General features: G+C 72.7%; 12 protein-coding genes and 1 riboswitch. Of the genes, 8 read left to right on the top strand and 4 right to left on the bottom strand.

The window, feature by feature from the left end; all coding sequences use genetic code 11:
* Positions 1-37: 37 nt before the first annotated feature.
* Positions 38-985 (bottom strand): terpene cyclase, encoded by a 948-nt coding sequence (locus ACIP82_RS00125; protein ID WP_363614039.1) that lies wholly within the window; start codon positions 983-985, stop codon positions 38-40.
* A gap of 292 nt (positions 986-1,277) precedes the next feature.
* On the opposite strand from ACIP82_RS00125, the gene ACIP82_RS00120 reads away from it, so the two are divergent.
* Both ACIP82_RS00120 and ACIP82_RS00115 read left to right on the top strand, forming a co-directional pair.
* Complete coding sequence (locus tag ACIP82_RS00120) at positions 1,278-4,283, top strand: AAA family ATPase (RefSeq protein ID WP_363614037.1); 3,006 nt, start codon at positions 1,278-1,280, stop codon at positions 4,281-4,283.
* A gap of 158 nt (positions 4,284-4,441) precedes the next feature.
* Positions 4,442-5,524, top strand: a complete 1,083-nt coding sequence (locus tag ACIP82_RS00115) for an aldose epimerase family protein (RefSeq protein ID WP_363614035.1) — start codon at positions 4,442-4,444, stop codon at positions 5,522-5,524.
* 4 nt (positions 5,525-5,528) lie between these two features.
* Here the strand turns inward: ACIP82_RS00115 and ACIP82_RS00110 are convergent, their stop codons facing one another.
* Complete coding sequence (locus tag ACIP82_RS00110) at positions 5,529-6,038, bottom strand: GNAT family N-acetyltransferase (protein WP_363614033.1); 510 nt, start codon at positions 6,036-6,038, stop codon at positions 5,529-5,531.
* 321 nt (positions 6,039-6,359) lie between these two features.
* Here ACIP82_RS00110 and ACIP82_RS00105 point away from each other — a divergent pair, with 321 nt between their 5' ends.
* The 5 genes from ACIP82_RS00105 to ACIP82_RS00085 all read left to right on the top strand — a co-directional run bounded on the left by ACIP82_RS00105 (position 6,360) and on the right by ACIP82_RS00085 (position 12,509).
* Positions 6,360-7,637 carry an extracellular solute-binding protein gene (locus tag ACIP82_RS00105; protein ID WP_400649207.1) on the top strand — a complete coding sequence of 426 codons (1,278 nt, stop codon included), beginning with the start codon at positions 6,360-6,362 and terminating at the stop codon, positions 7,635-7,637.
* Between the two features lie 127 nt (positions 7,638-7,764).
* Positions 7,765-8,769 carry a sugar ABC transporter permease gene (locus ACIP82_RS00100; RefSeq protein ID WP_363614029.1) on the top strand — a complete coding sequence of 335 codons (1,005 nt, stop codon included), beginning with the start codon at positions 7,765-7,767 and terminating at the stop codon, positions 8,767-8,769.
* A gap of 40 nt (positions 8,770-8,809) precedes the next feature.
* Complete coding sequence (locus ACIP82_RS00095; protein ID WP_363614027.1) at positions 8,810-9,721, top strand: carbohydrate ABC transporter permease; 912 nt, start codon at positions 8,810-8,812, stop codon at positions 9,719-9,721.
* A 42-nt stretch (positions 9,722-9,763) separates the two neighbouring features.
* Positions 9,764-11,464, top strand: a complete 1,701-nt coding sequence (locus tag ACIP82_RS00090; RefSeq protein ID WP_363614025.1) for a glycoside hydrolase family 13 protein — start codon at positions 9,764-9,766, stop codon at positions 11,462-11,464.
* Positions 11,465-11,489: 25 nt separating this feature from the next.
* A complete protein-coding gene (locus ACIP82_RS00085) occupies positions 11,490-12,509 on the top strand; it encodes a LacI family DNA-binding transcriptional regulator (protein WP_363614023.1) in 1,020 nt (339 codons plus the stop codon).
* A 58-nt stretch (positions 12,510-12,567) separates the two neighbouring features.
* Here the strand turns inward: ACIP82_RS00085 and ACIP82_RS00080 are convergent, their stop codons facing one another.
* The gene (locus tag ACIP82_RS00080) at positions 12,568-12,768 is read right to left on the bottom strand and encodes a hypothetical protein (protein ID WP_363614021.1); all 201 of its coding nucleotides are present in this window, start codon (positions 12,766-12,768) and stop codon (positions 12,568-12,570) included.
* 185 nt (positions 12,769-12,953) lie between these two features.
* Entirely contained in the window at positions 12,954-14,237 is a 1,284-nt protein-coding gene (locus tag ACIP82_RS00075; RefSeq protein ID WP_400649201.1) for a transglycosylase family protein, read from the bottom strand.
* Positions 14,224-14,394, bottom strand: a riboswitch (cyclic di-AMP (ydaO/yuaA leader). Its footprint overlaps the gene before it by 14 nt.
* 383 nt (positions 14,395-14,777) lie before the next feature.
* Here ACIP82_RS00075 and ACIP82_RS00070 point away from each other — a divergent pair.
* On the top strand, positions 14,778-16,886 hold the full coding sequence (locus ACIP82_RS00070) for a hypothetical protein (RefSeq protein ID WP_400649199.1): 2,109 nt from the start codon (positions 14,778-14,780) through the stop codon (positions 16,884-16,886).
* Positions 16,887-16,916: the final 30 nt, after the last annotated feature.

Genomic DNA, 16,916 nt, shown 5'->3' with positions numbered 1-16,916 from the left:
TGGCGGGATCCGGGCCGGGTGGGGCGCCGCGGGCCGGTCAGGCCGTCTGGTAGCGGCCGGTGCGGGCCTCCCAGTCGAGGTAGCCGGCCAGCCAGGTGAGCAGCCCGTCCGCGTACCGCTGGGCGATGATCCGCTCCACCCTCGCCAGGCCCAGCTCCCGGTAGACGGCGGGGAGTTGACCGTGCAGGTGGTGGCAGCGCCCGACCATGAGCTGGGCCTCCGCCATCACCACCGCGCACGCCTCCTCGGCCGAGCAGCGGCGCTCCCGCTGCTCGATCATCACCAGGTTGTTGACGTCGCCGCGCGGCGCCTCCAGCGGGAAGGACCGGACGTCGTTGCTCAGCGAGGGGATGTCGGCGGCCAGTTGGCGCAGTTGGCGCAGGACCGGGTGGTGGAGGATGGCGGCGGGCACCTCGAAACGCCCGAGGCGCTCCACCATGTCGAAGATCGTCTCCATCGCGGCGGTGCCCCGCCTGAGTACCAGGTAGCCGTCCCGGTCCGGGGGGCGCTCGGAGATCCGCCCGGCGGCCTCGGCCGGGTGGCTGGCCAGGTACCACTCCCAGTTGTAGGCGGCGCGGGCCTGCCAGCGGGCGGGCATGCCGCTCACGCTGCGGTCCCAGAGGTCCGCGAAGGCCGTCTCCACGGGGGAGGCGGCGTTCGGGCGGGCGCCGTGCAGGACGGCGACCAGCCGCTCGCAGATCGGGGTCACCTCGGTGGGGCGGCGGCCGATCGGTCCGTCGAACTGGTCGTCGAAGAGGAAGTAGAAGCCCATCAGGTCGGCGGCCAGGGCGAGTTCGTCCGGGTCGGCGTCAGGGTAGCCGAGCGCGGCGAGCTCGACCACCTCCCAGTGCGCGTAGGAGGGGTGGCCGGGGTCGGGGAGCAGCGGGTGGCGGGTCAGCCAGTCGCGGTGCAGTGCGGCGGCGTACGGTCCGTGGAGACTGCGGCGGTGCGGGAACGGAATCTGAAGTGATGTGTCGTCAGACATCGGACTCCCGGTGCAGCGAAGGGTGGGGGCACTTCTGGTGCGAGCAGTGGTCGTGGGGGAGTTGAGGCGGCGCCTCGACAGCCGGAGGCTTGCATGACAAGATCAACTCAGCCTCGCGGGCCGTAGAGTATCCGATGCAATGATCCGACGTTAGGGATATAGGGCAATTGCCCTGGGTCGACGGCCCGAACCCTCAATCTCCGCCCCCGCCAGGGTGAATGCCGCGCGGCATGCCCTCGGCGGCGCTAATCTCGGCTCCACGAGCAGGGAACGGCGAGGCGGAGGCGCGACGGTGACCGAGCAGGGACACGAATATCGGGCGGTGGGCGGCACCAGCCGGGAGGGGGACGCCGCGACACACCGGATCAGACTGCGTGACCGGGACTCGGAACTCCGCTCGGCGGAGACCGCCGTGGACAAGCTCTGCCGCGAGTTCGCCGCCGGCGGCACCGAGATCGGCGAGCTGCTGACCTTCTCCGGCCGGCCCGGCATCGGCAAGACCAGCCTGCTGCACGAGGTCCGCCGGATCGCCAAGCTCCGCGACGGCGCCACCGTGCTGTTCGCCCGGGGCGGCGAGCGCCAGTTCAACGAGCCCTACCACGTCCTGCGCCAGCTGCTCCAGCCCGTCCTCAGCAGCCTCCCGCCCGCCGAGTTCCGGCAGGTCATGGGCACCTGGGAGGAGGTCGTCGGACCGGCCATGGGCCTCAAGCAGCCCAAGGTCGGGGCCCGTCGCCTCGACCCGCAGGGCGTGCGCGACGGACTCGACTACGTCCTGACCCAGCTGGCGCCCCGGCGAGCCCCGTTGGTGATGATCGTCGACGACCTGCACTGGGCCGACCTCGAATCCCTCGGCTGGCTGACCCAGTTCGCGGTACGCGCCCGCGAACTGCCGGTCCTGCTGGTCTTCGCCTACCGCGACGACATCGTGGACTGGCAGAGCGAGGCCCACCAGCACCGTACCGCCGTCATCGAACTCGCCACCCGTCGGCATGAGCTGAACCGGCTCTCCCTGGTCTCCGTCACCGACATCATCCGCGCCGAACTCGGCGACACGGCGGAGGACGCCTTCTGCTACGAGTTCTGGAACGTCGTCAACGGTAATCCCTACGAGGCCGTCGCCCTGCTCGACCAGGTCCGGGACCAGGCACTCGACCCGGTCGAGGAGAACTCCCTCCAACTGCGCGAACTCGCCGTCGACGCCACCGGCATGACCCTCAAGGGCTGGCTGGAGCGGCTCGGTGCCACCACCCTGCGGTTCGCCTGGGCCGCCGCGATGCTCGGCACCGACATCCGGCCCGACCTCGCCGCCCGGATCTCCACCCAGAGCGCCGAGGGCGCCCGCGAGTCCATCAAGCAGCTGCGCAAGCAGCGGGTCCTCACCCAGACCCCCAACGGGAACCTGGAGTTCGTCCACCCGCTGATCGGCAGCTCCATCTACAACACCATGCCGGAGTCCACCCGCACCGGCATGCACGGGGTCGCCGCCGCCGAGATCGAGAACGCCGGGCTCGGCCTCCTCGCCGCCTCCCGCCACCTGGTGGAGACCTTCCCCGGCGAGGGCGACGACCGCACCGTCCGCAAACTGCGCCGGGCCGCCGCCGAACACCTGCTGATCGGCGCCCCCGAGGCAGCCCAGCGCTGTCTCCACCGCGCCATCGCCGAACCGCCGGACGACGAGGACCGCGCCGAGGTGCTGTACGAACTCGGCTGCTCCGCGCTGCTCACCGACCCGGTCGCCACCGTCAACCAGCTACGGCTCGCCCTTGACCCGGAGGAGGGACCGCTGCGCCCCTCCCTGCGGGTGGACGCCACCTTCCGGCTCTCCGAGGTCCTCGCCCACAGCGGCGAGCTCGGCCAGGCCGCGGTGGTCTGCCAGGAGGAGGCCGAGAAGACCACCGGCGACCCGGCGGGCCGGCTCCGGCTGGAAGCCGCCTCGTTCATGTGGCACGCCTTCCGCAAGTCCGAGGAGAACGGGCCCGCCCGCTCCGAACGCCTCGGCGAGCTCTGCCGCAGCCTCACCGGCCGCGAGGCCGCCGACCGGGCCGTGCTCGCGATGCGCGCCTGGGACCTCACCCTGCGCGGGCAGGCCTCCGCCGAGGCCCTGCGGCACGCCGACGACGTGCTCGACCACGGCCGGCTGCCCAAGGGCCTCGGCTGGACCGACAACACCTGGGGCTTCGAACTGCCCTCCATGCTGGGCCTCACGTACACCTACAACGACCGCATCGCCCAGGCCGAGCGGCTGTTCGCGGATGCCATCGTCCAGTTCGAGATCGCCGGATGGAGCGGCGCCCACCGGGGCTTCGCCTACTTCCTGATGGGCCTGGCCCGGTTCCGCCGCGGACTGCTCGCCGAGGCCGAGGACTTCCTCCGCCGCGCCCTGCGGCTCTCCGAGCGGATCGGCCCCAAGCTGCCGCTCGCCTGGGACGCCGTCGGCGTGCTGGTGGACACCCTGCTCGCCCGCGGCCGCACCCGCGAGGCCTGGGACCTCGCGATCGGCTTCGGCTTCAACCCGCCGTACCACGCCAACGCCATGGTGCTGCCGGACGCGCCCTCGCTGTACGGCAAGCTGCTGCTCGCCGTGGACCGGCCCGCCGGGGCCGCCGCCGCGCTCACCGAGGCCGGTGCCCAGTTGCAGGCGCGCGGCTGGCACAACACCGTGTGGGCGCCCTGGGCCAGCCACCTCGCCATCGCGATCGCCCCGGACGAGCCCGAGCGCTCCCGTGACCTGGCCCAGCGGGCCGTCCAGGACGCCCAGGCCTTCGGCACCGCCTCGGCGATCGGCACCGCGCTGCGGCTGCACGCCCAGATCGAGGACGGCCAGCAGGCGGTGGAGCTGCTGGAACAGGCCGTCACGCACCTCGGCCAGTCGCCCGCCGGGTACGAACACGCCGTCGCCCTGGTCGACCTCGGCGCCGCACTGCGCCGGGTCGGCCGGCTGGAGGACGCCCAGGAGTACCTGTACCAGGGCATCGAGCTGGCCCAGCACTGCGCCGCCGACGGCCTGGTCGACCAGGCCCGCCGCGAGCTGGCCAACTACGGCCTGCGGCCCAACCGGCTGGGCGACTTCCGCGAGACGCTCAGCCAGCCCGAGTGGGACGTCGCCCGGCTCGCCGTCCGGGGCGTGCCGCCGCAGCGGATCGCCGAGGAACTGGGCGTCCAGCTCAGCCTGGTCAACCGTCGGCTGGCGGCCGTCTACCGCAAGGCGGGCAGCGGCCCGGACGGCCTCGCCTCGGCCCTCGGCCTGCCGCCCGAGCAGCGCGGCGGCTCCGACTGGTCCGACAGCGGTCGGCGGTAGCGCGCGGGGGCGCGGGGGCGGCGCGCAGGACGGCCGTACCGCCCCCGCCCCCACTGCTCTGGCTAGGCTGACGCACACCGGGCCCGCCACAGCGGCCCCGGACGGACCCGGAACCAGGTGGCCGCGGTGCGCCGTGGCCCACCAGTGAGGAGCAGGCCATGGCGACGCCCCCGGCGAACGGGCCGCAGGCGACCAGCGTGCGGCGCGAACCCTTCGAGGCCTCGGGCGCGGGTGCCGCGATCGAGCGCTGGACGCTGCGCGCCGGCCCGTACGAGGCGAGCGTGCTCACTCTCGGCGCCACCCTGCACACCCTGACCGCCCCCGACCGGGCCGGCCGGCCCGCGCAACTCCTGCTCTCCACCGACCGGCTGAGCGAGATCCTCGGCCCGGCCCGGCACTACGGCACCGTCGTCGGCCGGTACGCCAACCGGATCGACCGCTGCGGGTTCACCATCGACGGCGAGGAGTACCCGCTCGCCCCCACCGGTGGCGGCGTCACCATCCACGGCGGCCCGGACGGCTTCGCGCACCGGATCTGGGAGGCCGGGCAACTGCCCGCAGGCGTGCGGCTGCGGCTGCACAGTCCGGACGGCGACCAGGGCTTCCCCGGCGCGCTCGATGTCACCGTCGACTACACCCTCGACCCGGCCGGCGAACTGGTCATCGCCTACCGGGCCGTCACCACCAGGCCGACCGTCGTCAACCTGACCAATCACGCGTACTTCAATCTTTCGGGCGAAGGCAGCGGAGACATCCTCGGCCACCTGCTCACCCTCGACGCCGAGGAGTACACCCCGGCCGACGCGCGGCAGATCCCGTACGGGCGGACCGAGCCGGTGGCCGGCACCCCGTTCGACTTCACCGCGGCCCGGCCGATCGGCAAGTCCGTGCACGACGAGCACCCCCAGCTGGCCGGCCCGGGCGGCTACGACCACAACTGGGTGCTGCGCCCGCGTCCGGCCGACGGCACCCCGGCCCGGGCCGCGCTGCTGGAGGACCCGGCCAGCGGCCGCACCCTGGAGGTGCTGACCACCGAGCCGGGCATCCAGGTCTACACCGCCAACACGTTCCAGGGCGCGGTGACCGGCGCGAGCGGTGTCCCGTACGGGCCGTTCGCCGGGATCGCGCTGGAGACCCAGCACTTCCCGGACTCCCCGCACCACCCGGCCTTCCCCAGCACCGAGCTGCGGCCGGGGGAGGAGTTCCGCTCCACCACCGTGCTGCGCCTGGGCGTCGCCTGACCGGTCAGCCGCGGGGCGGTTCCCGGCGCATGCAGAGCCTGGGCCAGCGGTCCAGACCGTGCTCGGCCTCCTTGCGCCGGATCTCCCGCAGGCCGGGGGTGACCTCGGCGTCGGCGAGCGGCCGGAAGCCGCAACGGGCGTAGTAGGGGGCGTTCCAGGGGACGTCGGCGAAGGTGGTGAGGGTGAGCGCGGGCGCGTCGGTGGTGGCCGCGAGGTGCTCGATCAGCGCCCGGCCGATCCCCTGGCGGGCGTGGCCGGGGTGGACGGAGACCTGTTCGATGTGCAGCGCGCCGTCCACCGGCTCGGCCAGCAGATAGCCGACGGGCGCGCCGCCGTCCTCCTCCAGGGCCACCAGGGCGACGCCCCCGTCCAGGTAGTGGGCGAGCTCCTCGGGCGCGGGCGGTTCGTCCTCGGCGATCTCCGGCATCCCGATCGCGGCGAACGGCGCCCCGGCGGCCCGTTCCAGCTCGCACAGCAGCGGCAGTTCGTCCCTCTTCGCGGCTCTGATTCGCATGCCGTCAGTCTGCTGCAAGCGGCGCTCCGCGGTTCAGGCGGGTGGGGGCGGAGCCGGTCCGGGCACGGTACGGAGCCGGACGAAACGGGCGAACGCTGATGATTCGTCCACTGTCAACCACCGGGTGGCAACGTCGAGGACACGTGGATGTAACGATCGGCATTTCTTGCAGAAACTTGCTGCAAGGTCTTTCCGTGGCGATTGCGCCGCTGTTAACTTCCTTCCGAGCCCGACGGCAGCAACGGTGCGGTCGCGGCGAGGCAGCCATTATGCGCCTGCCTCCCACTATCTCGGGCACCCCCACCCTCCCAAGGAGTTCTCATGCGGCGTGGCATCGCGGCCTCTGCCCTCGTTGTGGCCCTCGCGGTCTCGATGGCTGCCTGTGGCAGCAGCGGCTCCAGCTCGAACGGCAAGGCCGACGGGCCGGTCACCCTCACCTACTGGGACACGTCGAACGCCACCAACGAGGCGCCGAACTACCAGGAACTCGTCAAGAAGTTCGAGGCCGCCAACCCGACCGTCAAGGTCGACTTCGTCAACGTGCCGTTCGACCAGGCGCAGAACAAGCTCCAGACCGCCATGGGGGCCAAGGGCGCTCCGGACGTGTTCCGCTCCGAGGTCGGCTGGACCGCCGCCTTCGCCAAGGCCGGCTACCTGGAGCCGCTGGACGGCACCCCGGCCGCCGCCGACTCCGCCGCCTTCCAGCCCAGCCTGGTCCAGCAGGCCAAGTACGAGGGCAAGATCTACGGCGTCCCGCTGGTCACCGACACCCTGGGCCTGCTCTACAACAAGGAGCTGTTCACCAAGGCCGGTATCACCGAGGCCCCCAAGACCTGGGACGAGCTGAAGACCGCCGCCGCCGCCGTCAAGGAGAAGGCCGGTGTGGACGGCTTCTGGCTGAAGGCCGCCGACGGCTACTACGCGATGCCGTTCCTGTTCGGCGAGGGCACCGACACCGTCGACGCCGCCACCAAGAAGATCACCGTCGCGTCGCCCGAGGCCGTCAAGGGCATCGAGACCTACAAGTCGCTGTTCACCTCGCCCGGCACCGTCAAGGCCGACGTCACCACCGACGCCTACGCGCACATGATGGACGCCTTCAACAGCGGCAAGGTCGCGGCCATCATCCAGGGCCCCTGGGAGATCACCAACATCTACAAGGGCTCCGCGTTCGCCGACAAGACCAACCTCGGCATCGCCCCCGTCCCGGCCGGCTCCGCCGGCAAGGCCGGCGCCCCCACCGGCGGCCACAACATCTCCGTCTACGCCGGCGCCGACCAGGCCCACAAGGCCGCCGCCGAGAAGTTCGCCGCCTTCATGACCTCCGCCGAGAGCCAGGCGTTCATCGCGCAGAAGAACTCCACCCTGCCGACCCGCGCCGACGCCTTCACCCCCGAGGTCAAGGCCGACCCCGGCATCGCGGGCTTCCAGGCCGTGCTCGGCAGCGCCAAGCCGCGCCCCGAACTGCCCGAGTACAGCTCGCTGTTCGCCTCGCTCGGTACCAACCTCGGCAAGGTGGCCCAGGGCACCGGCACCCAGGACGGCCTGAACACCGTCGCCACCGACTACGCCAAGCTCCTCCCGGGCTTCGCCAAGTAGTCCGGGGGCTTCCCCGACAAGCCCCCGTCGTCCGGCCCGCCGCGCTCCCTCCCGGCGGGCCGGACGGCCAGCTCCGTACCAGCAGTCGCCGAAGCGGGCGGCGGACCTCCTGAGAAGGTGTCAATCGATGTCAGTCGCCGTGCAGGGCGCCACCGGCAAGGGCAGCCGGGAGCGCGATTCGCGTCCGGGCCCGATGGAGCGGCTCAAGCGCTCCTACGCCAAGCACTGGTACGCCTACGCGATGATCACGCCGGTGGTGCTGGTGCTCGGCGTGCTGGTGCTCTACCCGCTCGCCGAGGGCATCTGGCTCACCCTCACCGACGCCAACAGCCTCAACGCCGCCCGCAAGATCGGCGTCAACGAGATCCCGGCCAGCTACAAGTTCGTCGGCTTCGACAACTACGCCGACATCCTCTGGGGCCCCGGCTCGTACGACCGCTTCTGGTCGCACTTCGTCTGGACCATCACCTGGACGGCGCTCTGCGTTTTCCTGCACTACACCATCGGCCTGGGCCTGGCCCTGCTGCTCAACCAGAAGCTGCGCGGCCGCGCCGTCTACCGGATGCTGCTCATCCTGCCGTGGGCCGTGCCGACCTTCGTCACCGTCTTCTCCTGGCGGCTGATGCTCGCCGACGGCGGCGCCGTCAACGGGCTGCTCTCCTCCCTGCACCTGCCCGAACCCGGCTGGCTGGACGACCCGCTGGCACAGAAGGCCGCCGCGATCCTGGTCAACACCTGGGTCGGCGTGCCGTTCATGATGATCTCGCTGCTCGGCGGCCTGCAGTCGATCCCGGCCGAGCTGTACGAGGCCGCCGAGATGGACGGCGCCACCCCCTGGCAGCGCTTCCGGTACGTCACCCTGCCCGGGCTGCGCACCGTCTCCTCCACCGTCGTCCTGCTCGGCGTGATCTGGACGTTCAACCAGTTCGCGGTCATCTTCCTGCTGTTCGGCACCAGCGGAGCGCCCGACGCCCAGCTGCTCGTCACCTGGGCCTACCGCCTCGGCTTCGGCCAGCAGCCCCGGGACTACGCGCAGTCCGCCGCCTACGGTGTGATCCTGCTCTCCATCCTGATCGTCTTCACCGCCTTCTACCGGCGCTGGCTCGCCCGCAACGAGCAGGCCAACGGCTGACGCCCCGCAACCCCAGCGACCACGAAGGCAGGTACCCCCGATGAGCACCACCACCGACCGACCCACCGTCCGCACCGCGGGCGCGGCCGCCCCGGCCGCCAAGCCGGCCCGGGTCCGCCGCCGCGGCGAGGCGAGCCCGCTGGTCAAGACGCTGTCGCACGGCACGCTGATCCTGGCCAGCCTGATCGCGCTCTTCCCGGTGGCGTGGATCCTCTACGTCTCGCTCGGCCCCGACAAGACGGACTACCTCCACCCCGGGGAGATCTTCGACAAGATGACGCTGTCGAACTACCACACGGTGCTGTTCGACACCGACTTCTTCACCTGGTTCGGCAACGCGTTCCTGGTCTCCGGGGTCACCACGGTCTTCGGCGTGCTGATCGCCGCCACCACCGGCTACGCCGTCTCCCGGATGCGCTTCCCCGGCCACAAGCCGCTGATGTGGTCGCTGCTGGTCACCCAGATGTTCCCGATCGCGGTGCTGATCGTGCCGATGTACACGATCCTCTCCGACCTCGGCCTGCTGGACAGCTACCTCGGACTGATCCTGGTCTACTCGACCACCACCGTCCCGTACTGCGCCTGGCTGCTCAAGGGCTACTTCGACACCATCCCGGTGGAGATCGACGAGGCCGGGCGGGTCGACGGGCTCAGCCCGTTCGGCACCTTCTGGCGGCTGGTGCTGCCGCTCGCCCGGCCGGGCCTGGCGGTGGCGGCGTTCTACTCCTTCCTGACCGCCTGGGCCGAGGTGGCCTTCGCCTCCACCTTCATGCTCAGCTCCGACAAGTACACCCTCGCCGTCGGCCTGCAGACCTTCGTCAGCGAGCACGACGCCCAGTGGAACCTGATGGCGGCGACCGCGGTCCTGATCGCGATCCCCTCCTCGGCCCTCTTCTACCTGGTGCAGCGTCACCTGGTCACCGGTCTCACGGCCGGCGCCTCCAAGTCCTGACCGCTGCCGTATCCACCGCCTAGTCCCCAAGGGATACCGTCCATGACCCAGAACCTGGCCGACACCTCCCGGCCCGCCGCCGACGCCACCGCTCACGAGGCGAGCACCGGCGCGTCCAGAGACTGGTGGCGGGACGCGGTCATCTACCAGGTGTACCCGCGCAGCTTCGCCGACTCCAACGGCGACGGCATGGGCGACCTGCCCGGCATCCGCAGCCGCCTGCCCTACCTGCGCGACCTCGGCGTGGACGCGGTCTGGCTCTCGCCGTTCTACGCCTCGCCGCAGGCCGACGCCGGTTACGACGTGGCCGACTACCGCGCGGTGGACCCGATGTTCGGCACCCTGCTGGACGCCGACGCGCTGATCCGCGACGCCCACGAGCTGGGCCTGCGGATCATCGTGGACCTCGTCCCCAACCACTCCTCCGACCAGCACGAGTGGTTCCAGCGGGCGCTGCGCGACGGCCCCGCCTCGCCGCTGCGCGAGCGCTACCACTTCCGTCCGGGCAAGGGAGAGAACGGCGAACTGCCGCCCAACGACTGGGAGTCCATCTTCGGCGGCCCGGCCTGGACCCGCTCGGAGAACCCGGACGGCACCCCGGGCGACTGGTACCTGCACCTGTTCGCCCCCGAGCAGCCCGACTTCAACTGGGAGAACACGGCCGTCGCCGACGAGTTCCGCTCGATCCTGCGGTTCTGGCTGGACATGGGCGTCGACGGCTTCCGGATCGACGTCGCCCACGGCCTGGTCAAGGCCCCCGGCCTGCCCGACCTCGGCGGCGCCGACCAGCTCAAGCTGCTCGGCAACGACGTCATGCCGTTCTTCGACCAGGACGGCGTGCACGAGATCTACCGCAGCTGGCGGACCATCCTGGACGAGTACCCGGGCGAGCGGATCGGCGTCGCCGAGGCCTGGACCCCGACCGTCCAGCGCACCGCCAACTACGTCCGCCCCGACGAACTGCACCAGGCCTTCAACTTCCAGTACCTGGGCACCTCCTGGGACGCCGCCGAGCTGCGCGAGGTGATCGACCTCTCGCTCGACTCGATGCGCCCGGTGGAGGCCCCCACCACCTGGGTGCTCTCCAACCACGACGTCACCCGGCACGCCACCCGCTTCGCCAACCCGCCGGGCCTGGGCACCCAGATCCGCACCGCCGGCGACCGCGGCCTCGGCCTGCGCCGCGCCCGTGCCGCCACCCTGCTGATGCTCGCGCTGCCCGGCTCCGCGTACATCTACCAGGGTGAGGAGCTCGGCCTGCCGGACGTCACCGACCTGCCCGACGAGGTCCGCCAGGACCCGTCGTTCTTCCGTCAGGCGGGCCAGGACGGCTACCGCGACGGCTGCCGGGTGCCGATCCCGTGGTCCGGCACCGAGGCCCCGTACGGCTTCGGCCCGACCGCCGGCGGCCCGAGCTGGCTGCCCCAGCCCGCCGAGTGGGCCGCGCTCAGCGTCGAGGCGCAGACCGGTGACCCGACGTCCACCCTGGAGCTGTACCGCAGTGCGCTGGCCGTCCGGCGTGCGCAGCCCGGGCTGGGCGCCGGCACCGAGGTCGAGTGGCTGGACGGCCCCGAGGGCACCCTGACGTTCCGCCGCGGCTCGTTCGTGTGCACGGTGAACACCACCGACCAGCCGGTCAGGATAGCCGTGCCCGGCCGGCTGCTGCTCGCCTCCGCCGACCTGGAGGTGGACGGCGGCGAGACCGTGCTGGCCCCGGACAGCACCGGCTGGTGGGCGGTCTGACGTGGTTGCAATAGGCTCTGGGACCGTGACTACGGCGCGACTCTCAGACATCGCGGCGCAGGCGGGGGTCAGCGAAGCCACCGTCTCCCGCGTACTCAACGGCAAGGCGAACGTCTCCGCCGCCACCCGGCAGACCGTGCTGGCGGCGCTGGACGTGCTCGGCTACGAGCGGCCGACCCGCCTGCGCCAGCGCAGCGCCGGACTGATCGGGCTGATCACCCCGGAGCTGAGCAACCCGATCTTCCCCGCGCTGGCCCAGGTGATCGAGCAGGTGCTGAGCCGGCACGGCTACACGCCGGTGCTCTGCACCCAGACGCCCGGCGGCTCGACCGAGGACGAACTGGTCGAGATGCTGGTCGACCGGGGCGTGGCGGGCATCGTCTTCGTCTCCGGCCTGCACGCCGACACCACCGCCGACCACGACCGGTACGCCCGGCTGGCCGGCCGGCAGGTGCCGTTCGTGCTGATCAACGGCTACAGCGAGAAGATCGACGCGCCGTTCATCTCGCCGGACGACCGGGCCGCGATGTGGATGGCCGTCCAGCACCTGGCCGAACTCGGCCACGAACGGATCGGCCTGGCGGTCGGGCAGCGGCGGTACGTACCGGTGCTGCGCAAGATCGAGGGCTTCACGGCGGCCATGCGGGCGGTGCTCGGCAAGACCCAGGAGGAGGCCGAGGACCTCGTCCACCACACGCTGTTCAGCGTGGAGGGCGGGCACGCGGCGGCCGGCGCGCTGCTCGACAAGGGCTGCACGGCGATCGTCTGCGGCAGCGACATGATGGCGCTCGGCGCGATCCGCGCGGTGCGTCAGCGGGGCCTGGCCGTCCCGCAGGACGTCTCGGTGGTCGGCTTCGACGACTCGCCGCTGATCGCCTTCACCGAGCCGCCGCTCACCACCATCCGCCAGCCGGTCGAGGCGATGGCCACCGCCGCCGTCGACGCCCTGCTGGAGGAGGTCGGTGCGAACGCCGCCCAGCGCGGGGAGTTCATGTTCCAGCCGGAGCTGGTGATGCGCGGCTCCACCGGGGCCTGCCCGCGGTGAACCGGTGCCGGGGCCCCCGGGGAGCGAACGCTCCCCGGGGGCCCCGGCCGTGCCGCGCTCAGCCCTCCTGGACGGTGGGGCGCTCCTGGTTCACCCGCTGTCCGTCGGCGGCGTCGCCGGTCCGGGTCCCGGTGCGCCGGCCCCGGGCGAGGTGGTCGCGCGGGACCAGTTCGACGGCGTCCTGCGGGTTCGTGGTGCCGGAGAGCGTCATCGCGTCGATGGCGAGATCGGCGTCGAGCGTGACGGTGACCTGGGCCATGTGACTCCTCCTCGGGTACGGAGCAGCAGCATGCCCTGCCGGCGCCCGCGTTGACCACCGGTGGCCCCGCCGGTACCCGGCCGGTGCGCGACGGCCGGGGGAGACAGGCCGAGGCCCCCGGGGAGAGCGACCAGACTCTCCCCGGGGGCCTCGGGGTCGGGGGCGTGCCGGGCACGCCCGGCGGGTCAGACCCGGCCGGCGAAGTCCGGGGCCCAGTTGGCGACGGTCTGGGTCCGCACGCCCGAGCTCGGGTTGGCGGCCTCGACGTACTTCCCGCCGCCGATGTAGATCGCGACGTGGTAGACGCCGGAGTCCTTGCCGTTGTTGGACCAGAACAGCAGGTCGCCCGGGAGCAGGCTGTCCAGCGAGACGTGGGTGCTGGCGGCGGCCTGGTCGGCGGCGACGCGCGGGACGGAGACGCCCGCGGCGCGCAGCGCGGCCTGGGTCAGACCGGAGCAGTCCCAGCCGCCGTTGCCGGTGCCGCCGTAGATGTAGGCCTGACCGACCTTCGACTGGGCGAAGGAGACGGCGGCGGCCATGCTGCCGGTGGCGGTCTGCGCCGGGGCCTGGGTCTGCGCCGGGGCGGCGGGCTTGGCGACCGGCTTGGCGGCGGGCTTGGCGGCGGGGGCCTGCGCGGCCGGGGTCTGCGCGGCCGGGGTCTGGGCCGGGGTCTGCGCGGCCGGCTTGCCGGTGGAGGCGCCGGTGGCGCCCTGGCCGGACTGCTGGGCCTGGCCGCCCTTGCCCAGGGCGAGCTGCTGGCCCGGGTAGATGACGTGCGGACCCTGGGTCAGGGTGCCGCGGTTCAGCTCGTACAGCCGCTCCCAGCCGCCCTGGACGTTGTTCTTGTCGGCGATGGAGGAGAGCCAGTCGCCCGCGATGACGGTGTAGTCGGTCGGCTGGGCCTGGCTGCCGCCCTTGGCCTGGGCGGAGTCGGCGGGGGCCTGGCTCTTCGCCGGGGCCGGGGTCTGCGCGGGGGCCTGCGGGGCGGGCTTCGGCGCGGGGGTGGCGGCCGGGGCAGCCGGCTTGGTGGCGGCCGGCTTGGTGGCGGCCGAGGTGTCGACGGCGGCCGGGGTGCCGCCCTTGGTCAGGCCGGCCTGGACGGAGCAGACGGGCCAGGCGCCGGGGCCCTGCGAGGCGAGGACCTTCTCGGCGACCGCGATCTGCTGGTCCTTGGTGGCCTGGTGGGCCTGCGGGGCGTACGCGGTACCGCCGAAGGCGGCCCAGGTGCTGGAGGTGAACTGCAGGCCGCCGTAGAAGCCGTTGCCGGTGTTGATGGCCCAGTTGCCACCGCTCTCGCACTGGGCGACCTTGTCCCAGGTGGCGACCGGGGCGGCGGAGGCGGTGCCGGTGGTGAGGCACGGGACGGTCAGGCCGACACCCGCGACGCCGACGGCGGCGATCAGGCGGCGGGCGCGACGGGGCAGACTGGTGCCGTTGACGGGCAGCATGAAGACGCGATCCTCTCCCACGCCTGCGAGGTGAGCTGTCGGATTCGGGCTGGAGTTGCCCGGCCGCGCCTTGGCGCGGCTTCACCCCTAGCCCTGAACCGGTTTCGGGAACCGGTCCGGGGCGACTTACCTGTGGGTCCCCCGCTCCTGCCGTGGTGCGTTTCTGCGCTGCCAGCACAACCGACGGCAGGACTCGGCGTTGCGGATGGGCTGGGTTCGTGTAGCCACGAACGGGGAGCACGTTAAGCAGACTCCCGTTCAAACCGCAAACATGTGTGATGTCCGTCACGGTTTACGGGTGAGGGGTTGATTGGCTGTCCACCATGATCAGAAATGACCGATTTTCGGCAACGCCCCTGCGGCCGGACCCAACTGCCTGTGCTTCAGGACGTCAGTACCGACGCGGCCGTCCGGCGGGAGGGCTGCGCGGTGATGGCCAAGGACGAGGACCCGCGTGCCGGGCGCCCGACCGTCAGGCCTCGGGGGGTGCACCGCCGGGCAAAACGCCGCAGAGTGGACATATCGCCCGAACGGCCCCGAACTCCCGTACGCCGCCGGACGATGCGGCGCTGGCCGGCGGTCGGCACGGTGTTCGCCGCGGTCGGCGGCGAGGAGATCCTGCGGCGCTCGCTGACCGGGCGGACGCAGCCCGTCGCGGCCACCGGCATGCCCGGTATGCCCGTGGCCCCGGACGGCCCCACCGACGCCGCCGCGGCCCCCGCCGAGGGCGCGGGCATGGACCACCGGCCCGCCGGGCCGCCGCCCGTCGGCACCTCCGGGGCCGGGCCCGCCGCCGCACCGACCGTCGACCTGGCCGGCCGCCGCTGGTCCGACCCGGCCGGCTGGGGCGGTGCGGTACCCGGCCCGCGGAGCGCCGTCCGGATCGCCGACCGGGTGCTCCTCGACACCGATGCCACCGTGGGCTCGCTGCTGGTCGAGCCGACCGGCGCACTCACCTTCGCCGCCGACCGCACCCTCACCCTCGCCTCGGACGGCAACGTCGAGATCCGCGGCACCCTGGCACTCGCCCCCGAGGGCGCCGCCGTGCACACCGTCCGCTTCCCGTCCGTGGACGAGCGGCGCTTCCAGGGCGACGGCGCCAAGGTGGTCGACACCGACACCGACACCGACACCGACACCGGGCTCTGGGTGACCGGCGCCGGCTACCTGCGGCTGGACGGCGCGGCCAAGACCGCCTGGGTCCGCGCCGACCGCGAGCTGCGGGCCGGTGACACCTCCATCGGCCTGGCCGCCGAGCCCACCGGCTGGCTGCCCGGCGACGAACTGGCCGTCACCCCGACCGGCCCGCCCGACGCCGAGGACTTCTCCGCCCGCTACGACCTGGTCACCGTCCGGTCCGTCAGCGGATCCACCGTCACCCTGGACTCCCCGCTGAAGTACGCCCACCCCCGGGTGACCGCCGGAGGGGGCGTCACCGTCGGCGCCGAACTGCTCAACGTGACCTGCGGCGTCCGGGTCGAGGGCACCGCGAAGGGCCGCGCGCACGTCCACGTCACCGGCTCCCGGCCCGCCGACGTACGGCACGCCGCACTGCGCTGGGTGGGTCCGCGCGCCGACACCGAGGAGACCTGGAAGGGCCAGGACGGCACCGTCCCCGTCACCGCGCCCGTGCTCGGCCGGTACGGGCTGCACTTCCACATGCTCGGCGACACCACCCGGGGCACCGTCGTCGAGGGCGTGGTGGTCCGCGACGCGGGCAGCCACGCCTTCGTGCCGCACGCCAGCCACGGCATCACCTTCCGCAGCTGCGTCAGCCACGACACCTGGGAGGACGCCGCCTGGTGGGACGGCCCGCCGGACACCCGTACCCCGCAGCGCCCGTCCGACGACATCGTCCACGAGTCCTGCGTGGCCTCCCGCACCCGGCTCGAACCCAACCCGCGCGCCTACCGCCTGACGGGGTTCAACCTCGGCGCGGGCACCGGCGGCCGGGCGGTGGACTGCGTGGCCGTCGGCGTCCAGGGCTCCACCGGCGCCTCCGGCCACGAGTGGCCGGAGAACAGCGAGGGGGTGTGGACCTTCCAGCGCTGCCTGGCCCACAACAACCTGCAGGACGGCACCTTCGTCTGGCTGAACGCCCGGCATCACCATGTGGTCACCGAGTTCGCGGCCTACCACAACGGCGGCCGGGGCATCGAACACGGCGCCTACCTCAACGACTTCGACTACACCGCGAGCGTGCTGTACGGCAACGCCGCCGGGGGAGTGGCCCCGCACGCGCTCGGCCGGGACAAGGGCAGCCTCTTCGACGGGCTGCTGATCGACGCCGCCGGGCACGAACTCGCCGGGGAGGCCGTCACGTTCAGCCGCAGCCGGTTCACCGGCTACCGGAAGGCCGGGGTCGCCTTCCGCGCCGCCGCGGACGGCAAACCGGACGATATGGCCGTGCTGGACTGCGAGTTCGGCGGCAACGAGCTCTGGATGGACCCGGAGTCGGCGCCGCCCAGGAGCATCGTGCTGCGCCGGGCCGGGCGCTCCGAGGCGCTCCAGGTGCGGAAGGCGGACGGCGGCGGTACGGCGCAACCGCAGTGGAACGCCGCCGTCGGGCCGGTGCCGGCGCTCGCCGCCCGGGCCCGGCCGGTGCAGCCGCCCGCGCTCAGGCTCAGAGGCGCCGCCGCGCCCACCACCCGGGTGGGCGGCCGCTCCTGAGCCGTCCGGACGTCCGCAGGGCCCGGAACG

This window comes from Kitasatospora sp. NPDC088548 (genome assembly GCF_044753005.1).
In the GTDB taxonomy this organism is placed as follows: Bacteria; Actinomycetota; Actinomycetes; order Streptomycetales; family Streptomycetaceae; genus Kitasatospora.
This window is presented reverse-complemented; position numbering and strand designations above follow the sequence as displayed.